The organism is Clostridium coskatii, assembly GCF_001675205.1.
Lineage (GTDB): Bacteria > Bacillota > Clostridia > Clostridiales > Clostridiaceae > Clostridium_B > Clostridium_B ljungdahlii.
In genome coordinates this window covers 65548-82568 of the sequence record NZ_LROR01000067.1, presented here as the reverse complement: position 1 = coordinate 82568, position 17021 = coordinate 65548, and the positions used below count along the sequence as shown (strand labels likewise).

The following is a 17021-nucleotide window of genomic DNA, read 5'->3' as shown; positions in this document are numbered from 1 at the left end:
CAAAATTTTATAAAAATATATTTATTTCTGGAAATACTTACTTACTGCTTCCTTTACAGTTTCTTCATCAGCCAAGTATGGAATAGTTACATGGTCTGTTCCCCTATTATTTTTATTGAATTCTACCACTGTTTCAATAGCATGTTCATTTCTTGCCCAAGAACGTCTTGAAACACCACTCATAACATCCCAGCTCAGTGCTGATTTAATTATTTCATCAGCTTTATAGCTTCCATCAAGTATAAGTCCAAATCCTCCATTTATGGATTTACCTATACCAACACCACCTCCATTATGCAGTGCAACTAAACTCATACCTCTTGCTGCATTTCCTGCATAACACTGGACAGCCATATCTGCCATTACATTGCTTCCATCCTTAATATTTGAAGTCTCTCTAAATGGAGAATCCGTTCCACTTACATCGTGGTGGTCTCTTCCCATCATTACAGGTCCAATTTCACCTTTTCTAACCATTTCATTGAACTTGAGTGCTATCTTTATTCTGCCAGAAGCATCTTGGTATAATATTCTTGCCTGAGTTCCAACTACCAGTTTATTTTTTTCTGCATCCTTTATCCAGTTATAGTTATCTCTATCCTGATATCTTCTGTTTGGATCTATGCATTCCATAGCAGCATTATCTGTTTTAATTAAATCTTCACTCTTTCCACTTAAGCATACCCATCTAAATGGTCCATATCCATAGTCAAACAGCTGAGGTCCCATTATGTCCTCTACATAGGAAGGGAATATGAATCCATCTTTTTCATCTATTCCATTTTTGGATATTTCCTTAACTCCTGCATCATATACTGCTTTCATAAAGGAATTGCCATAGTCAAAGAAATATGTTCCTCTACCTACTAAAATCTTTATCAATTCAAAATGTCTTCTCAAACTCTTGTCTACTAACTCATGGAATTTTTTCCTATCTTCTGCAAGAAGTCTTGTTCTTTCTTCAAAGCTAATTCCTTGAGGACAGTAACCACCTTCATAAGCAGCATGACAAGAAGTCTGGTCTGTCAGCAATTCTACTTTTATATTGTTTTTAACTACATACTCCAGTAAATCTACTATATTTCCATGGTAAGCAATGGAAATAGCTTTCTTTTTCTCTAAATGTTCTTTTGCAACTTTAAATATTCTATCAAGGTCAGAAGAACTTTCTTTAACCCATCCCTGGTTAAGTCTTGTATCTATTCTAGACTGATCTACTTCTGCTATTATGCCTACTCCATTTGCTATTTCTATAGCTTTTGGCTGAGCACCACTCATTCCTCCAAGACCTGAAGATATAAATAAATGTCCTCTCAAATCTCCATCATTTGGAATACCAAGTTTCATTCTTCCTGCATTTAAAAGTGTGTTAAATGTTCCATGAACTATTCCCTGAGGGCCTATATACATCCATCCGCCTGCAGTCATCTGTCCATAATTTGCCACTCCCATTTCCTCGGCTATTTCCCAATCCTTTGGATTGTCAAACATTCCAACCATCATAGCATTTGTTATTATTACCCTAGGTGCTTCAGGTTTTGATTTAAACAGTCCAAGAGGATGTCCTGATTCAACTACCAATGTTTGATCTTGAGTCATAACCTGTAGATATTTTTTTATAAGTCTGTACTGCATCCAGTTTTGGCATACGCTTCCTGTCTCTCCATAAGTAACCAACTCATAAGGATACAGTGCCACTTCAAAATCTAAATTGTTATCTATCATTACTTGAAAAGCTTTACCTTCTATACATTTTCCCTTATATTGGTCTATAGGCTTTCCATAAATTCTCCCTTCAGGTCTGAACCTATATCCATAAATTCTTCCCCTTGTAGTAAGCTCCTCTAAAAATTCTGGTATTAATTGTTTATGGTATTTTGGCGGGATATACCTTAGTGCATTTTTTAGTGCGATTTCCGTCTGGGATTGTGTCAAATTGAATCCCCTATCCGGTGCTCTTCTTATACCTTCCACGAATTTTGGCATTTCAGGTAATTCATCATCTAATTTTACAGTCATAGCTTCACTTACATCAACATTCTTAATCATAATATGCCCTCCTATGTTATCTATAATAATTTCATTATATTTAAACTATTTGCAACATAAAAAATATAATGAAATTTATCTTTATTTATATAATAAAACGTTTACGTCTCTAAAAAGTCAAATTTGTCTATAATTTATCTATAATACAAAAAAAATATTTCTAAATGTTTTTATATTGTAGACGTTAGATTCATTTTTAAGTTGGTATCTAATCAGCTCTTCCTAATCCTTATGAACAAAAATTTGATTTATAAATGGAAATTTACGCTGATATTGTATTATAATATAATACATATACTAAATGATCTTATATTAAATATTACATTAATAGAATGTATACGTATTTAATAAAATATATGTTACGAAAGAAGGGATATATTGAACATTATATACGTAAAAATGTTGGGAAATTTTAATGTAACTATGGGCAATGAAAAAGTTTTGTTTCCATACAATAAAGTACAAGCTCTTTTTTGTTATTTAATTATTAATAAAGAATGTACAAGAGAAAAGTTAGCTGGTCTTTTATGGCCAGAAGAAGAAGAAAACATAGCAAAAAAGAATTTAAGAAATGCTATTTATAAAATAAAAAAAGCCTTTAACTTAGAAATATTAATATCCCCAAGGAAATCAACAGTTATGATAAATCCTGATATACAAATAAAAACAGATGTGGATGATTTCTTGAATAATAAAGATGAGTTAAATCCATATAAGGGTCACTTTTTAACTGGATTTTATGTAAAAAATGCAGAAAACTTTCAAACTTGGATGCTAGAAACAAGAGAGCATTTCCAACAAATATACATAAATAGATTAAGGGAAAGTATATCTATTGAAAAGGAAAACAAAAACTATAGTAAAGTAGAAACTTATTGTAAAGCATTGATTAAAATGGATGAATTTGATGAAGAACCCTACATAGAATTGATGAAAAGTTTAAAAAGCAGTCACAAATATAATAAAGCCGTTGAGGTATACCATAAACTTTCAGAAATTTTAAATAGAGAATTAAATGTAGAACCTCAGGCAACTACAAAAAAATTATTTAATGAAATACTAAATGAAATGAGTCTTACTAATTGCAATTTAAAATCAAAGGAATTCTTTTTTGGTAGATATGAACAGTTAAAATATTTAGAAGATGTCTACTTAAAATTTAAAGATGACATAAGCGGAAAATCTATTCTAATACTAGGTGAAGCTGGTATCGGCAAAACAAAACTTAAAGAAAAATTCTTAGAAAGTATTTCTAAAGACAATATATTCATTTTAGAAACATCTTGTTATCAGTTTGAAAAGGAATATATTTTAAAACCATGGAATAATATCATACTAAAATTATCAAAAATAATAAAAATGAATAATATAAGTATACCTCTATCTTGTGAAAATATAATAGCTAGTTTTTTCCCTGAGTTTAGCAAAAACTATTCGGGTAATTTAAAACTTATTGAAAGCAATAATTTAAAGTATGAAATAATAGGAAATGCCTTAGGAGATATTCTAAAGATAATTAGTTCTCATAAAAAAATACTATTAGTATTTGAAGATATTCAATGGTTGGATTCAATGAGCTTATCTCTTTTAAATAGTGTACTCTTAAGTGAATCTAAAAATATAATCTTAATTTCTACTTGTAGAAATGAATATAACGAAGAACTGGATAAATTCATAACTTCTATGAACAGGTATAATAAATTAAACACAATTAAATTAGAGAGACTCAATCATACAGAAACAGAAGATTTTATAAAAAAAGCACTACCTAACTATAATTTATCTAAAAAAATGGCAAATAAAATATATAGCGAAACAGAAGGAAATCTATTCTTTTTAACTGAATACATGAATATAATAAAATCCAATGGAAATATAAACTTAATGTCTTCTAAAATGCAGGATATATTGAGGAGCAGATATTTAGACGTTTCTGAGGAAGGTAGAAAGATCTTAAATATATGTTCAATGTTTTTTGATGAAGTACCCCTTGACATATTAGCTAGCATTATTGGCAAAGATGAACTTGAAATAATTGATGTTGTTGAAGAACTAGAAAACAAATTTATACTTAAAGAAATACTAAATGACAATAATATAAGCTTAAAATTCACCCACCAAAAGTTTAGAGAGTTCATATACTCAAACCAATCCATGGCCAGGAAAAAAATCTTACATAATAAAATAGGTGAACTTTTGGAGAAAAACATTGTTAATGATAAAAATGATTTAAATACTTATTATAAATTAATATATCATTTTTCAAATTCCAATAATCATGTTAAAGAACTTAAATACAGTATGAAAAATTTGAACATATATCTTAGTTTCAGCCATGAACTCTTTCCTGTACTTCATTATGGTGAAAATAAGTACAGCAATTTATACTTTAATGATGAAAAAACTTTGAAAAGTTTAGAGAAAGTGGAAAAACTCTTAGCTAAAGTTGAAAATCAAAGTAGATCCAAGGAAACTGTAGATTTAGAAATAACATTCTTACTTATGAAAGGCAGATACTTAATTAAAATAGGAGAATATGAAAATGGGACTTCCATAATAAAAAATATGATAGATAAAGCTCTTAACATAGACGCTCTTAGTTACGCTATTGAAGGTTACAAACAAATGATTTATTATTGTATTCAAACTTATAACGTAGAAAACATGATCATGTACATAAACCTGGCACTTGCCATTGCCAAAGAACAAAACTATGAAGATGAAAAGGCCATAATATTAAAATTAAAGGCTCTTTATAATAATATGTGCGGAAATTATAAGGAAGCAGAGAAACTGTTAAACGAGTCAATAAATATATTTACTAGAAACACAATAACATCAGATAAATATGTGCTTAACATAGCAGCTTGTTACAATTATATAGGTGAAATTAGAAGACACTCCTTAGAGTTTTCTAAAGCTATTTGCTACTATGATAAAGCCATTAAAATATGTGAAGGTAAAGGTGTTATGTCCAGTACTGCTATATTTAGTATAAATGCAGGTGAAACAGCCTTTGACATGGGAAATTATGCTGCTGCAAATGATTATTTTAAGAGATCTCTTAATATATACAATCATTTCGATTTAGTTTGGGGACGTTCTGTAGCAGAAGCTTTTATGGCTTTATTAAAAATAAATGAAAAAAACTACACTAAAGCTTTAAGCTATTTAAAAGATGCCCATACTCATTCTGAAATGTTAAAGAGCCCTCATGAAATAGGTTTAGTTTATAGGGTAAAGGCTGAAATAAGTACACAACTTAAGGAAAATGAGAAATTAAATAGTATATTCAAAGAATATCTTCCTAAAGATGCAAAAAACTATTGTGATATGGGTATTGCCTATTTAAAAAAATCTTTAGATAACTATGAAATTGATGTACTTATGAAATTAAAGGATAAAATTTAATTTGCATTATATAAATATAACTGCAGTTGGTTGTTTTCAAGTAAAACTCAACTGCAGTCTTTTAAGTTAAAGATTATTCACTTAGTCTGGATTCAAGTACTTGATCTACACTAAAGTTTTCTATTTGAAGATAATACTCTGCACAATCTAACAAAGCTTTCATAGGAACTAAGCCTATAACTTCGCTTCCTACAATAGGTACTCCATATCTTTTAGCTTCCATTCTAACCATTTCCTGTGCAGTATATATAGGAGTCTTTTCATAATTTACTAGGTTCATAGATACCTGAACTATATTTCTTTCAGTTACCTTTACTCCTACAGCTTTAACATATCGTAATCCTCCACCTATGTATCTTATTTTTCTAGCAATAGCATTGGCTATTTCTATATTATCTGTACCTAAGTTTACATTATATGCTATAAGTGGGAACCTAGCTCCTATAACTGTAGCTCCGCTTTTTACATTCATCTCACAAGGTCCAAAATCTGGTTTCCATTCAGGCTGTTTTATTTTTTCAAAAAATCCCTCATATTGTCCTTTTCTAATAGCAGCTAAATTTCTTCTTTCTTCAGATGTAGCTGCATCTTCGTATAAGTAAACTGGGATTTTCAATTCTTCTCCTACTCTTTTTCCAAGCTTTTTAGAAATTTCAACACATTCTTCTGTAGTGACATCTTTAATAGGTATAAATGGAACTACATCAGTAGCTCCCATTCTAGGATGGGCACCTTGATGATTTCTCATATCAATAAGCTCAGCAGCTTTTTTTATAAGCTTAAATGCAGCTTCCTCTACTTCTTCTGGTCCGCCCAAGAAAGTTACTACAGATCTGTTATGGTCTTTATCTGATGAATAATCTAAAAGTTTAACACCTTCAGTTTTTCTAACTTCATCTACAATGCTTTCTATTATTTCTTTATTTCTTCCTTCACTAAAGTTTGGGACACACTCTACCAATTTTGACATATCAATTGCCTCCTTAAATTTACTGTGGCTTATTTTCTTAGTTTTCATTTAGTATAAATTAAGTACATCTTTAAAACGTCTATAAGTACTTAAACATGAAAGATTTATATATGATATTTTAGACGCAATTACTGCATAAAAAATATGCTGCTATAAAATAATTTTACAACAGCATAAAAATATCAATTACATACTTTCTATAACTTCATAAAGTATATTAAGTCCTTTTTCCAATTCTTCTTCTGAGATCACAAGTGGAGGAAGAAGCCTTATTACATTTGGTCCTGCAGTTAAAACAAGAAGTCCTTTTTCTAGTACCTTTTTCTGTACATTTGAAGATTCTCCTTTAATTTCTACTCCAATCATTAGCCCCATTCCTCGTACTTCTACTACATTTTTACAAGGTTTATTTTTAAAGTATTCCTTAATAAATTGTCCCTTCTCACTTACTTTATCTAAGAAACCTTCTTTACTAATTGTATTTAAAACTTGTATAGCCCCTGCTGTACAAACTGGGTTTCCTCCAAATGTAGATCCATGATCTCCATATTTAAAGGTATCTTTTAGTTTTTCATTGCAGAGTACAGCACCCATAGGAAGACCTCCTCCAAGAGCCTTTGCTGTGGATATAATATCAGGATGTACATCATAATTATTAAAGCCATACATCTTTCCCGTTCTGCCTATACCACACTGTACTTCATCACATATAACTAAAATGTCATTCTTTTCAGCTATTTCAAATACTTTGCTTACAAATTCCTTACTTAAAGGATTTACTCCACCTTCACCTTGAACAGCTTCTATCATAATAGCACAGCAAGTAGAATCAATAGTATCTTCTAATGATTTAACATCAACATCAGTATACTTAAATCCTTCTGTAAAAGGATAAAAATAGTTATGAAATTTTTCTTGTCCAGTTGCTTCTAGTGTAGTTATAGTTCTACCATGGAAACTCTTATTTAATGTAATTATAGTAGATCTACCTTTTCCATATTTATCAAAACTATATTTTCTCGCAAGTTTTATAGCTCCTTCATTAGCTTCTGCTCCTGAATTACAGAAAAATACCTTGCTCATTTTTGAAAGCTCTGTAAATTTCTTGGCAAGTTCAAGTACTGGAATATTTAAAAATATATTAGAAGTATGTGGTATTTTCTCAAGCTGGTTCTCTACAGCCTTTATCCAATTTTCATTTCCATAACCTAGTGACATTACTCCAATACCTGATGTAAAATCCAAGTATTCCTTATCTGAAGTATCATATACCTTACATCCTTTTCCATGAGTAAATACTACAGGAAGATGATTATAGGTATTCATAAGATATTCCTTTGCACAATCTAAATAATTCATATTTTTTCCTCCTTAATAAATCATAGTTCCTATACCTTGCTTAGAGAATAATTCTACTAAAAGACAGTGAGGTACTCTACCATCAATAATATGTGCACTTTTAACCCCTGATTTTATAGCTTCAACACAGCAGTTTATTTTAGGAAGCATTCCACCTTTTATAATATTATTATCATATAGTTTTGAAATATCTTTTAACTTAAGTTCTGAAATAAGTGTAGAAGGATCCTTTATATCTGTCATAACTCCTGGTACATCCGTAAGCAATATTAAATTTTGTGCTTTTAGTGCAGAAGCTATTTTATAGCTGCAGGTGTCTGCATTTATGTTATAGACACCCTCATTATCATTTGCAAGTGCCACACTGCTTATTACAGGAATATAGCCGCTGTCTATAGAGTTTTTAATTACTTCAGTATTTATTTCAGTTACTTCTCCAACTCTTCCTAAATCCACTTTTTCGCAAAGTTTTTTAGCTTTTATCATAGCCCCATCTAGTCCACAAAGACCTATAGCTTTTCCACCATAGCTTTGAATTAATTTAACAAGGTCTTTATTTATTTTTCCGCTTAAAACCATCTGTACTATATCCATAGTTTCATCATCTGTATATCTAAGTCCGTCTATAAATACACTTTCCTTATTTAATTTCTTTAAATAAGATGAAATAAAAGGACCTCCTCCGTGGACAACTACTAAATTTATTCCAACACATTTCATAAGTACTAAGTCATTTATAACATATTTTTTGAGTTCCTCATCTATCATTGCATTACCGCCATATTTGACAACTATTGTTTTTCCTCTATATTTCTGAATATATGGCAGTGATTCTGCTAAAATTTTAGCCACTTCATTATAATTCAACTCCCGTGCCCCCTATGCATTATAATAATTCAACTATTTAAGACATATACTCTCCATTAATTTTTACATAATCATAGGTTAGATCGCATCCCCAACAGCATACATTATAATTACCTGAATTAAAGTTTATAATTATATCTATTACATCTTCTGATAATATATCAGTTGCCTCTTTCACTGAAAATGGAACAGGTTCTCCTTTTTCAAATACTAAGACACTTCCTTTTTTACTTTCCATTGTTACCTGGATCTTGTTTATATCAAATTCAACTCCTGAATATCCTATAGCATCAAGTATTCTGCCCCAATTTGCATTGCATCCAAATAAAGCTGTTTTTACTAAATTAGAGCAAATTACAGATTTGCCAAGTATCTCACCTTTTTCTTCACTAGAAACATTTAGTGCTTTACATTCTATTAATTTAGTAGCACCTTCTCCATCTTTTGCAATCATTTTGGCTACTTCAATATTTAATTTTTTAAGTGCCTGTAAAAATAATTTGTAATCCTCATTTTCTTCATTTATAAGTGGATTTTCAGCCAATCCATTTGCAAGTATAACAACCATATCGTTGGTTGAAGTATCTCCATCTACTGAAACCCTGTTATAACTTATTCGTACACTCTCTTTCAAAGCTTTGTCTAAAAGATCTGGATCTATATTTACATCTGTAGTTATAAAAGAAAGCATAGTTCCCATATTAGGATGTATCATTCCCGATCCTTTGGCCATAACACCAATAGTTACTGTCTTTCCTCCAAGTTTTAATTTTATGGCTATAGTTTTTTGAAAAGTATCTGTAGTCATTATAGCTTTGGATGCATCTTTATATCCATCCTTATCTAATTTTTTAACCAAATCCGGTACTGCATTCTTTATAGCTTCAATATTTAATTTAACTCCTATAATGCCAGTAGATGCTACAAGTACATCTTCTTTTTCAATCTTAAGTTCTCTTGCTACATATTCACACATCTCTTCTGCATTTTTTAATCCTTCTTCACCAGTACAAGTATTGGCATTTCCACTATTTGCAATCACAGCTTGAGCTTTTTTGTTTTCCAGATGCTTTTTAGTAACTATGAGTGGAGCTCCTTTAACTATATTCTTTGTATAAACTCCTGCTGAATTACAAGGGCTAATTGATTTTATAAGAGCCAAGTCCTTTGAATTTCTTTTTTTAATACCACAGCTAATCCCTGCAGATACAAATCCTTTTGGAGAAGTAACCCCTCCTTCTATAATTTCAAAATTCATTCTAATGTCCTCCTTAAAATTTAAATATATAAAAGAAAATAACAATTCAAAGATTCAAAATAGGCTAGCATTGTGGCTAGTTATTTTTTAAATGTGCCTTTGATTAAAAAATAGCTGGAACAGCATTAAGTCCTTCCTTTTCATCAAACCCCAGTACAATATTCATATTTTGAATTCCTTGACCTGCAGAACCCTTTACCATATTGTCCAAACATGATATTATTACAAGTTTATTGTTTTCTTCATCATAGTGAAGAGAAATGTGACAATAATTTGAAAGTCTAACATTATTTATTTTTGCTACTTCTCCTAGTGGAAGTACTTTTACAAAAGGCTCTGCCTTATAAAATTTACAATAATCTTCATGTAATTTTTCCATATCTATTTTATCCTTAGGAGTTGTATATACTGTAGATAATATTCCCCTATTTATAGGAATTAAATGAGGAATAAAAGTTAATTTAACATCTTTTTTTGATACGCTGCTTAAATTTTCTTCTATTTCAGGAGTATGCCTGTGATTTGCTACTTTATAAGCACTAAAACTTTCATTGCAATTTACAAAATGGCTTCCTTCCTTTAATGATCTTCCTGAACCTGTTACCCCTGATTTACAATCTGCAATTATTCCTTTTTCCTCTATAAAGCCACCTGAAATAAGTGGAAGGAGAGCAAGTTCAACAGATGTAGCATAGCACCCTGGGTTACCTATAATTTTTGCTTCTTTTATATATTTTCTATTTAACTCAGGAAGCCCATATACGGACTTCTTGTGTAAATCCATTATTTCAAAATCTTTTTTATACCATTTTTTATATGCAGTTTCACTTTTAAATCTAAAATCCGCTCCCATATCTATACATATTTTATTTTTTTTCACTGCCTTTTCCACAATGCTTTCACTTAATCCACTTGGAAGGCCTAAAAAAATAAGGTCACTTTTTTCTATAACTTCATCTTCATTTTCATATACAATTTCATTTATTCCATAAAAATTTGGATATATACTAGAAATAGTTTTTCCACTATAACTGGTAGAAGATACAGCTGATATTTTCACTTTATTATGATTTGATAAAAGTCTTAATAGCTCTGCACCTACATAGCCAGTTCCTCCAATAATTCCTACTTGTACCAATATAATTTGCCCCCTTCTAATTCCATATGAAAAGTAATAAAACTTTATAAATATGTAGTTATTATATGACTTTATAAATAAATATGCAATATTTTTTATAAAAATAAATATATTTTTTTTAGTTAACTTCATGTAAACTAAACACTGTCAATGTGTAAAGCACTTTATTTCAAATTTAATTTAATTATAAATATGCAATTTTTAAGATTACTATGCAAAAATTTATCTGATGCCAAGAACTCTGTTTATCTATTTTGAAATAATCCAAGTATATCCTCTTCAGTAAAACTCTTTAAATTTTCACCTGACACCAATTTATTTTCCATTAATTTTTCTATAAGCTTTTTCTTCTCATTTTGAAGAAGTACTATCTTCTCTTCAATTGTACCTTTAGCTATAATTTTTATAACTTCCACTACATTTTTTTGCCCTATTCTATGAGTCCTGTCTGCAGCCTGTTCTTCTACCGCTGTATTCCACCAGGGATCAAAATGAATTACCACATCTGCTGAAGTTAAATTTAATCCTGTTCCTCCAGCTTTTAAGCTTATTAAAAACACTGAATTTTTACCTTTGTTAAATTTTTTTACTATGTTTATTCTTTCTTCTAATTTTATAGTACCGTCTAAATAACTAAATGGGATTTTCTCTCCAGAAATTTTTTCCCCTATATTTTTAAGCACAGATGTAAATTGAGAAAAAACAAGTATTCTATGTCCTTGTGCTATGCTTTTATGAAGAAGTTCTACTAGCGCATCCATTTTTCCATTGCCGCCGCTGTAATTATTTATTAATATACTAGGATCTAAACATAATTGCCTAAGTTTCGTTATATAAGAAAGTATCTCTATTTTACTATTCTTAAATTCATCTTCTTTTACTTTTTTTTCAATGAGGTCAACTGCATGATCTGCGTAAGTTTTATAAACCTTTTTCTGCTTATCATCTAAAGTAACCATAAGTGTCTTTTCTATTTTATCAGGTAATTCCACTATAACATCCTTTTTCTTACGTCTAAGTATAAAAGGAGCTATTAGTCTATTTAACTCTTCAATTACCTCAGGACTTTCTTTAAGCTTTTTATAGTATCTTACGCTAAATCTATTTTTATCATATAGATAACCTGGCATTATAAAATCAAATATAGACCAAAGTTCCATAAGAGAGTTTTCCATAGGGGTTCCAGATAAAGCAAACCGTGTCTTTGCTTTTATTTGTTTTGCTGCCTTTGTATTTTGAGCATTTGGATTTTTTATATATTGTGCTTCATCTAATATACAGTAATCAAATTCTCTTTCAGAGTACATTTTCAAATCCCTTTTTAAAAGGTTATATGTAGTTATAATAACATCGTAGTTTTCCATATGAAAAGCATCTGTTTCTCTTTCTTCTTTTGTCCCCACAACAGGTAATACCTTTAAAGTAGGCGCAAACTTTTCAAATTCATCTATCCAATTGTAAACCAAGGATGTGGGAACTATAATTAAAGATTTGCTTCCTTGGGTGGAAAGTATAAAAGTAATAGTTTGCAGTGTTTTTCCAAGTCCCATTTCATCTCCTAGAATTCCACCAAATCCAAAGTAATCTAAATTTTTTAACCACTTATACCCTACTTTTTGATATTCCCTCAAGGAAGCATTTAATTCTTTTGGAACTTCAAATTCCAATTTGTCTACATTTTTAAATTTATTTCTTATTCTATTTAGCTCTTTTTTTCCCTTTATATATGTAATATTGTTATCTTCCAAATATCCATCAATGAAGATAGCTTTATTCGTATCTATCATTATATTATTATCCTCTATATTATTATAGGAAACTGCATCTAAAAGTTTTAAAAACTTTTTGAGTTCTAATTCTTCAAGGTCAAGATATTCTCCGCTTTTCAGCTTGTAATATTTCAAGTTATCTCTAAAGGCTTTTAATATACCTGTAGTTTCCCTTGGATCTATATCCCCTATTTTAAAACCCATTTCAAAATAATTATATTTACCTGTTTTGATATCTCCATTTATGCCTTTACTACCTATGGATTTTATGCCTTTAAAATTTTCTGAATAGTAAACTTCTCCTATTTCTTGAAGTTTAAATACTTCATTTTTAAAGAAATTGAAAATATAATCATCCCCCATAAGAAAGTAAAACTTTCCATTTACCTCTTCAAATCCTAGTGACGTGAGAATTCCAATAACTTGAGATTCCCTTTTAGATTCCCTATATATAATCTTTTCATCACAATCTTCAAAAATATTAAATTCAAATTGTTCATATTTAACTTTTAAAACAAGTGTGATATCCTTACTTTCCTTGTTAAAATAAAAGTTAAACTTACACTTATCAATTACTACCTTATTTCTTATAGTCTTTGACAAAGTAACTCTATCTGATAAAAAATTAAGATTGGGAATGAGCTTTTTTAATACAGTATCTTCCTGAGCTTTATCTATAGTTACTACTCTAGCTTCGTTAAATACCTTCAAATAAGGACTTATTTTATAGCAGAATTCATAATCTGGCAGATATATAGTAGAACCATATAAGAAGACATCATTTTTAGAACTAAGGGACTCTGGCATACCCGATAAAGATTTTAGAACATAATTGTCTTTTATAGTTTTCAAGTCAAACTCCACAGCTGGATTTTCAAATAGGATTTCTGTTTCTATAGGTCTAGAAAAAAATCCTTCATTTAGATATATTCTATGTTTTTTTATAACTTCAAAAAATTCTCTAACTAAATACTTAGGAATGATAATGTACTTTCCACTTACACATTCCTCACCTTTTTTACGAAAATATTTATAATCTTTTTCCATTTCCTTCAAAGTTTCTATAAAGGAAATGAGTCTCTTATCCTTAGTTGATAACTTTTGCTTTTTTATATCGAAAGTAAAATTTTTACTATATTTTATAGGAACATTATTATAATAACATGTAAAAAAATGATTTATATCCTTTAAAACATAGAGGTTACTTGAACTTGTGGACTTCACTCCTATTTTAAATTCAGCTGTTATATTACCATTCCATTGGTTTTTATTTATATAAACCTCTATTTTTAATTCTTCCTTATCTTTTTCATCTCCTAAAAGTAAGGATAAAACATTACTTTTATTTTTAAATATACTATTTATATCATCATCTTTTAAAGTTTCATGCTGAACTAAATCCCCTAGAGCCTTATAAAAAGTAGCTGTGAGATGTTTACAGCAGTAGTTTGTTTTTTTAAATTCATTTTTTTCATAATCCTGGCAACTGCAATATGTAGAAAAAATGCTTTTGTTATCCGTATCCATTTCAATCTTAGTATTGTATTCGTTAAAAAGATTTTCTGAAATCACATTTCCTTCTATACAAATTAATTTGTCTTCATCTATTATATCTATGGAGGACACTAGATCATTGTCTAGAACTCTGTGGCCTTTTAAATAATTTTCACCTGTAGTTTGTTCATTAAATATTTGTAACAGTGCATCTTCAGTTAACATAACTTCTCCCTATAAATTTAAATTTTTCAATCCTTTTATTATATCATAAATAAGCTATGACTGATTGAAAGTAAAAAAAAGCATGCTAATTAGGCAATTTTAGCATACTCTTTCATACATATTTTAATTCTTATGACAGACTTTTCTCAGCATCGTAAACAAAGGCGAGATGTATTATATACTTCAACATAAAACTCCTAAATGACCATTTTCTTGCCTTTTTAGACATGGTTAATAAAACTACAGTTAATTTTTATAAGTAATTAAATCTTATTTGTACTTTTGTTCAAGCAATTCTAATATCTGAATATACTTAGTCTGAACATCATCTCTATACATTTTTTCTTCGAATTTATCGCATTCTATATTGACTTTATTTAATGTTTCTTCACAAAGTTCTCTCTTGGCAAAAGAATAAACAACATTGTCTTCCCTATCTATATGCCTATTCAATAAATGTGTATAAGATATAGCATTAGCAATCACATCAAGTTTGGCCTCATTGTCACCGGCCTTAACCCTAGCAATTCCTTCCTCAAGCTCCTTAATATATAGTCTTCCAAAGTCATGTTCAACAAGCATTCCAAACTTAACTAATTTCTCTGCTGCTCCTCCAATCTCATCTATCATTCTATTAAATAAGATTTTTTCTTCCTTCTCATGATGATTTTTATCTGCATAATTTCTTACAAAGTCAATTATCTTTTCAAAATCTCCGTAATCAATTCCTTTTCCATTCATAATACCTAAACATGCTTTTCTAATAACAACTAACATCCTTTTTATGTTTTTATGTTCCTCAATCATTAAATCAATTCCATCCATAAACTCATACCTTTCTTGTTATACTTATACTATTATAGGATTAGCCTTTTTTATATTAAGTATCCTTAGATATAAAAACAAAAAAGGTGTAAGAAATGCAATTTAAACTTATACAAAAATATACTGCCAAAATTGAAAACACATTTAAAAAACTTTTTCATAAGTTTTAACGGTGTTAAAATTGGCAGCATATATCCCACTGCATATGTCAAATTCTCTTTAGAGATTCCCTCTAACTATTCACATACTTTATCTGGATTTAGTATATTTTTAGGATCAAATGCAAGTTTTATATTTCTCATAAGTTCAATATAATCTTCTCCATATTGTCTTTTTATATATTTCTTTTTAGCATATCCTATTCCATGTTCTCCTGAAACTGCACCTTCCAGTTCTTCAGATTTTTTGTACAGGCAGTCAAATACACCGCTTAATCTTTTTTGCCACTCATCCTCTGACAAGTCATCTTTTAAAATATAAACGTGTAAATTCCCATCACCTGCGTGTCCAAAACTTCTTATTCTAATATTAAATTTGTCTTGAACGTCATTTGTATACTTAACAAATTCCGCTACTCTATTTCTAGGTACTACAACGTCACATTCATCCATCTCCGTAGTAGTCGCCTTAACAGCTTCAAGGAAAGCACCTCTTGCAGACCAAACGGATTCCTTTCTTTCATCAGTATCTGTAATATATACGTCCAGCGCACCTTCTTTTAAGCATATATCTGCTACCTTTTCATAATCTCCTTCTATTTGCTCTCTGCTATTTCCATCAAATGTAAGGAGTAAATAGGCATCCGAAGAGTTATCCGGGAATTTCTTGCCTAAAAATTCTTCTGCTGCAAGTATTACTTCTCTTTGCATAAATTCTATAGCAGTAGGTACAGCTTTTGACTTTATTATTTTAGGTACCGTGCTTATAGCCCTATTTAAGTCAGGGAATGGTATAAGAAGGCTTATTGATTTTTTAGGAAGTGGCACTAGTTTTAGTATTATCTTTGTAATTATTCCAAGAGTACCTTCTGAACCGCATATCAAATCCTTTATGCTATAACCGGAGCTATTTTTTACAATTTTCCCACCAAACTCTAATATTTTACCATTAGGAAGAACTACTTCAAGTCCTCTTACATAATCCCTTGTAACTCCATACTTAACAGCTCTCATTCCTCCTGCATTAGTACTTACATTTCCACCGATTGTTGCAGATTTTTCACCAGGATCTGGTGGGTAAAATAAATCATGGCTTTCTACAAATTTGCCTATATCCATTAGAAGTACTCCAGGTTCTAGTGTCAATGTAAGATTATCTTCATCCAATTCAAGTATATTGTTCATCTTTGTTAAATTTATCATTATTCCACCTTCTATTGGAACAGATGAACCAACAAGACCGGTGCCTGACCCCCTTGCCACTACTGGAATGTTGTTTTTATATGCATAGGTCATTATCTTTGATACTTCTTGTGCACTCAATACTTCTACCATTGCATCAGGATATTTACTTACACCTCCTAATTCATCATGGCTGTAATCTGCGTTTATATCTTCTCCCACAAAAACTCTATCTTTTCCAAGTAAATCTATTAAAAAATCTACATCAGTATTGTCCAATTTTTTATACTTTTCAATACATTTTTCCATATCATTT

10 protein-coding genes are annotated in these 17021 nt (G+C 29.9%); 1 reads left to right on the top strand and 9 read right to left on the bottom strand.

Translation table 11 applies throughout. The features are described 5' to 3' along the window. Window positions 1-21: 21 nt before the first annotated feature. On the bottom strand, window positions 22-2049 hold the full coding sequence (locus tag CLCOS_RS16460) for a urocanate hydratase (RefSeq protein WP_063599870.1): 2028 nt from the start codon (window positions 2047-2049) through the stop codon (window positions 22-24). Between the two features lie 378 nt (window positions 2050-2427). Here CLCOS_RS16460 and CLCOS_RS16455 point away from each other — a divergent pair, with 378 nt between their 5' ends. After that, a complete protein-coding gene (locus CLCOS_RS16455; RefSeq protein WP_063599869.1) occupies window positions 2428-5460 on the top strand; it encodes an AAA family ATPase in 3033 nt (1010 codons plus the stop codon). A 73-nt stretch (window positions 5461-5533) separates the two neighbouring features. Here CLCOS_RS16455 and ftcD read toward each other — a convergent pair whose 3' ends face one another. The 8 genes from ftcD to CLCOS_RS16415 form a co-directional block, all read right to left on the bottom strand. Next, window positions 5534-6430 carry a glutamate formimidoyltransferase gene (gene ftcD, locus CLCOS_RS16450; RefSeq protein WP_063599868.1) on the bottom strand — a complete coding sequence of 299 codons (897 nt, stop codon included), beginning with the start codon at window positions 6428-6430 and terminating at the stop codon, window positions 5534-5536. Window positions 6431-6616: 186 nt separating this feature from the next. After that, complete coding sequence (locus CLCOS_RS16445) at window positions 6617-7789, bottom strand: aspartate aminotransferase family protein (RefSeq protein ID WP_063599867.1); 1173 nt, start codon at window positions 7787-7789, stop codon at window positions 6617-6619. Window positions 7790-7801: 12 nt separating this feature from the next. Continuing rightward, window positions 7802-8656 (bottom strand): acetylglutamate kinase, encoded by an 855-nt coding sequence (argB, locus tag CLCOS_RS16440; RefSeq protein ID WP_063599866.1) that lies wholly within the window; start codon window positions 8654-8656, stop codon window positions 7802-7804. 37 nt (window positions 8657-8693) lie between these two features. Continuing rightward, complete coding sequence (argJ, locus tag CLCOS_RS16435) at window positions 8694-9914, bottom strand: bifunctional glutamate N-acetyltransferase/amino-acid acetyltransferase ArgJ (protein WP_063599865.1); 1221 nt, start codon at window positions 9912-9914, stop codon at window positions 8694-8696. 103 nt (window positions 9915-10017) lie between these two features. Continuing rightward, window positions 10018-11052, bottom strand: a complete 1035-nt coding sequence (gene argC, locus CLCOS_RS16430) for an N-acetyl-gamma-glutamyl-phosphate reductase (protein ID WP_063599864.1) — start codon at window positions 11050-11052, stop codon at window positions 10018-10020. 245 nt (window positions 11053-11297) lie between these two features. After that, complete coding sequence (locus CLCOS_RS16425; protein ID WP_063599863.1) at window positions 11298-14540, bottom strand: DEAD/DEAH box helicase; 3243 nt, start codon at window positions 14538-14540, stop codon at window positions 11298-11300. A gap of 270 nt (window positions 14541-14810) precedes the next feature. Continuing rightward, window positions 14811-15365 (bottom strand): hemerythrin domain-containing protein, encoded by a 555-nt coding sequence (locus CLCOS_RS16420; protein ID WP_063599862.1) that lies wholly within the window; start codon window positions 15363-15365, stop codon window positions 14811-14813. 236 nt (window positions 15366-15601) lie between these two features. Further along, window positions 15602-17014: an FAD-binding oxidoreductase gene (locus CLCOS_RS16415; protein WP_063599861.1), complete on the bottom strand. Its 1413-nt coding sequence runs from the start codon at window positions 17012-17014 to the stop codon at window positions 15602-15604. Window positions 17015-17021 lie beyond the last annotated feature (7 nt).

What these genes read in the sequence shown, in the direction of transcription:
- CLCOS_RS16460 (WP_063599870.1), bottom strand. Translation starts at nt 2,049, where the DNA reads ATGATTAAGAATGTTGATGTAAGTGAAGCTATGACTGTAAAATTAGAT.
- ftcD (WP_063599868.1), bottom strand. Translation starts at nt 6,430, where the DNA reads ATGTCAAAATTGGTAGAGTGTGTCCCAAACTTTAGTGAAGGAAGAAAT.
- CLCOS_RS16445 (WP_063599867.1), bottom strand. Translation starts at nt 7,789, where the DNA reads ATGAATTATTTAGATTGTGCAAAGGAATATCTTATGAATACCTATAAT.
- argJ (WP_063599865.1), bottom strand. Translation starts at nt 9,914, where the DNA reads ATGAATTTTGAAATTATAGAAGGAGGGGTTACTTCTCCAAAAGGATTT.
- CLCOS_RS16425 (WP_063599863.1), bottom strand. Translation starts at nt 14,540, where the DNA reads ATGTTAACTGAAGATGCACTGTTACAAATATTTAATGAACAAACTACA.
- CLCOS_RS16420 (WP_063599862.1), bottom strand. Translation starts at nt 15,365, where the DNA reads ATGGATGGAATTGATTTAATGATTGAGGAACATAAAAACATAAAAAGG.
- CLCOS_RS16415 (WP_063599861.1), bottom strand. Translation starts at nt 17,014, where the DNA reads ATGGAAAAATGTATTGAAAAGTATAAAAAATTGGACAATACTGATGTA.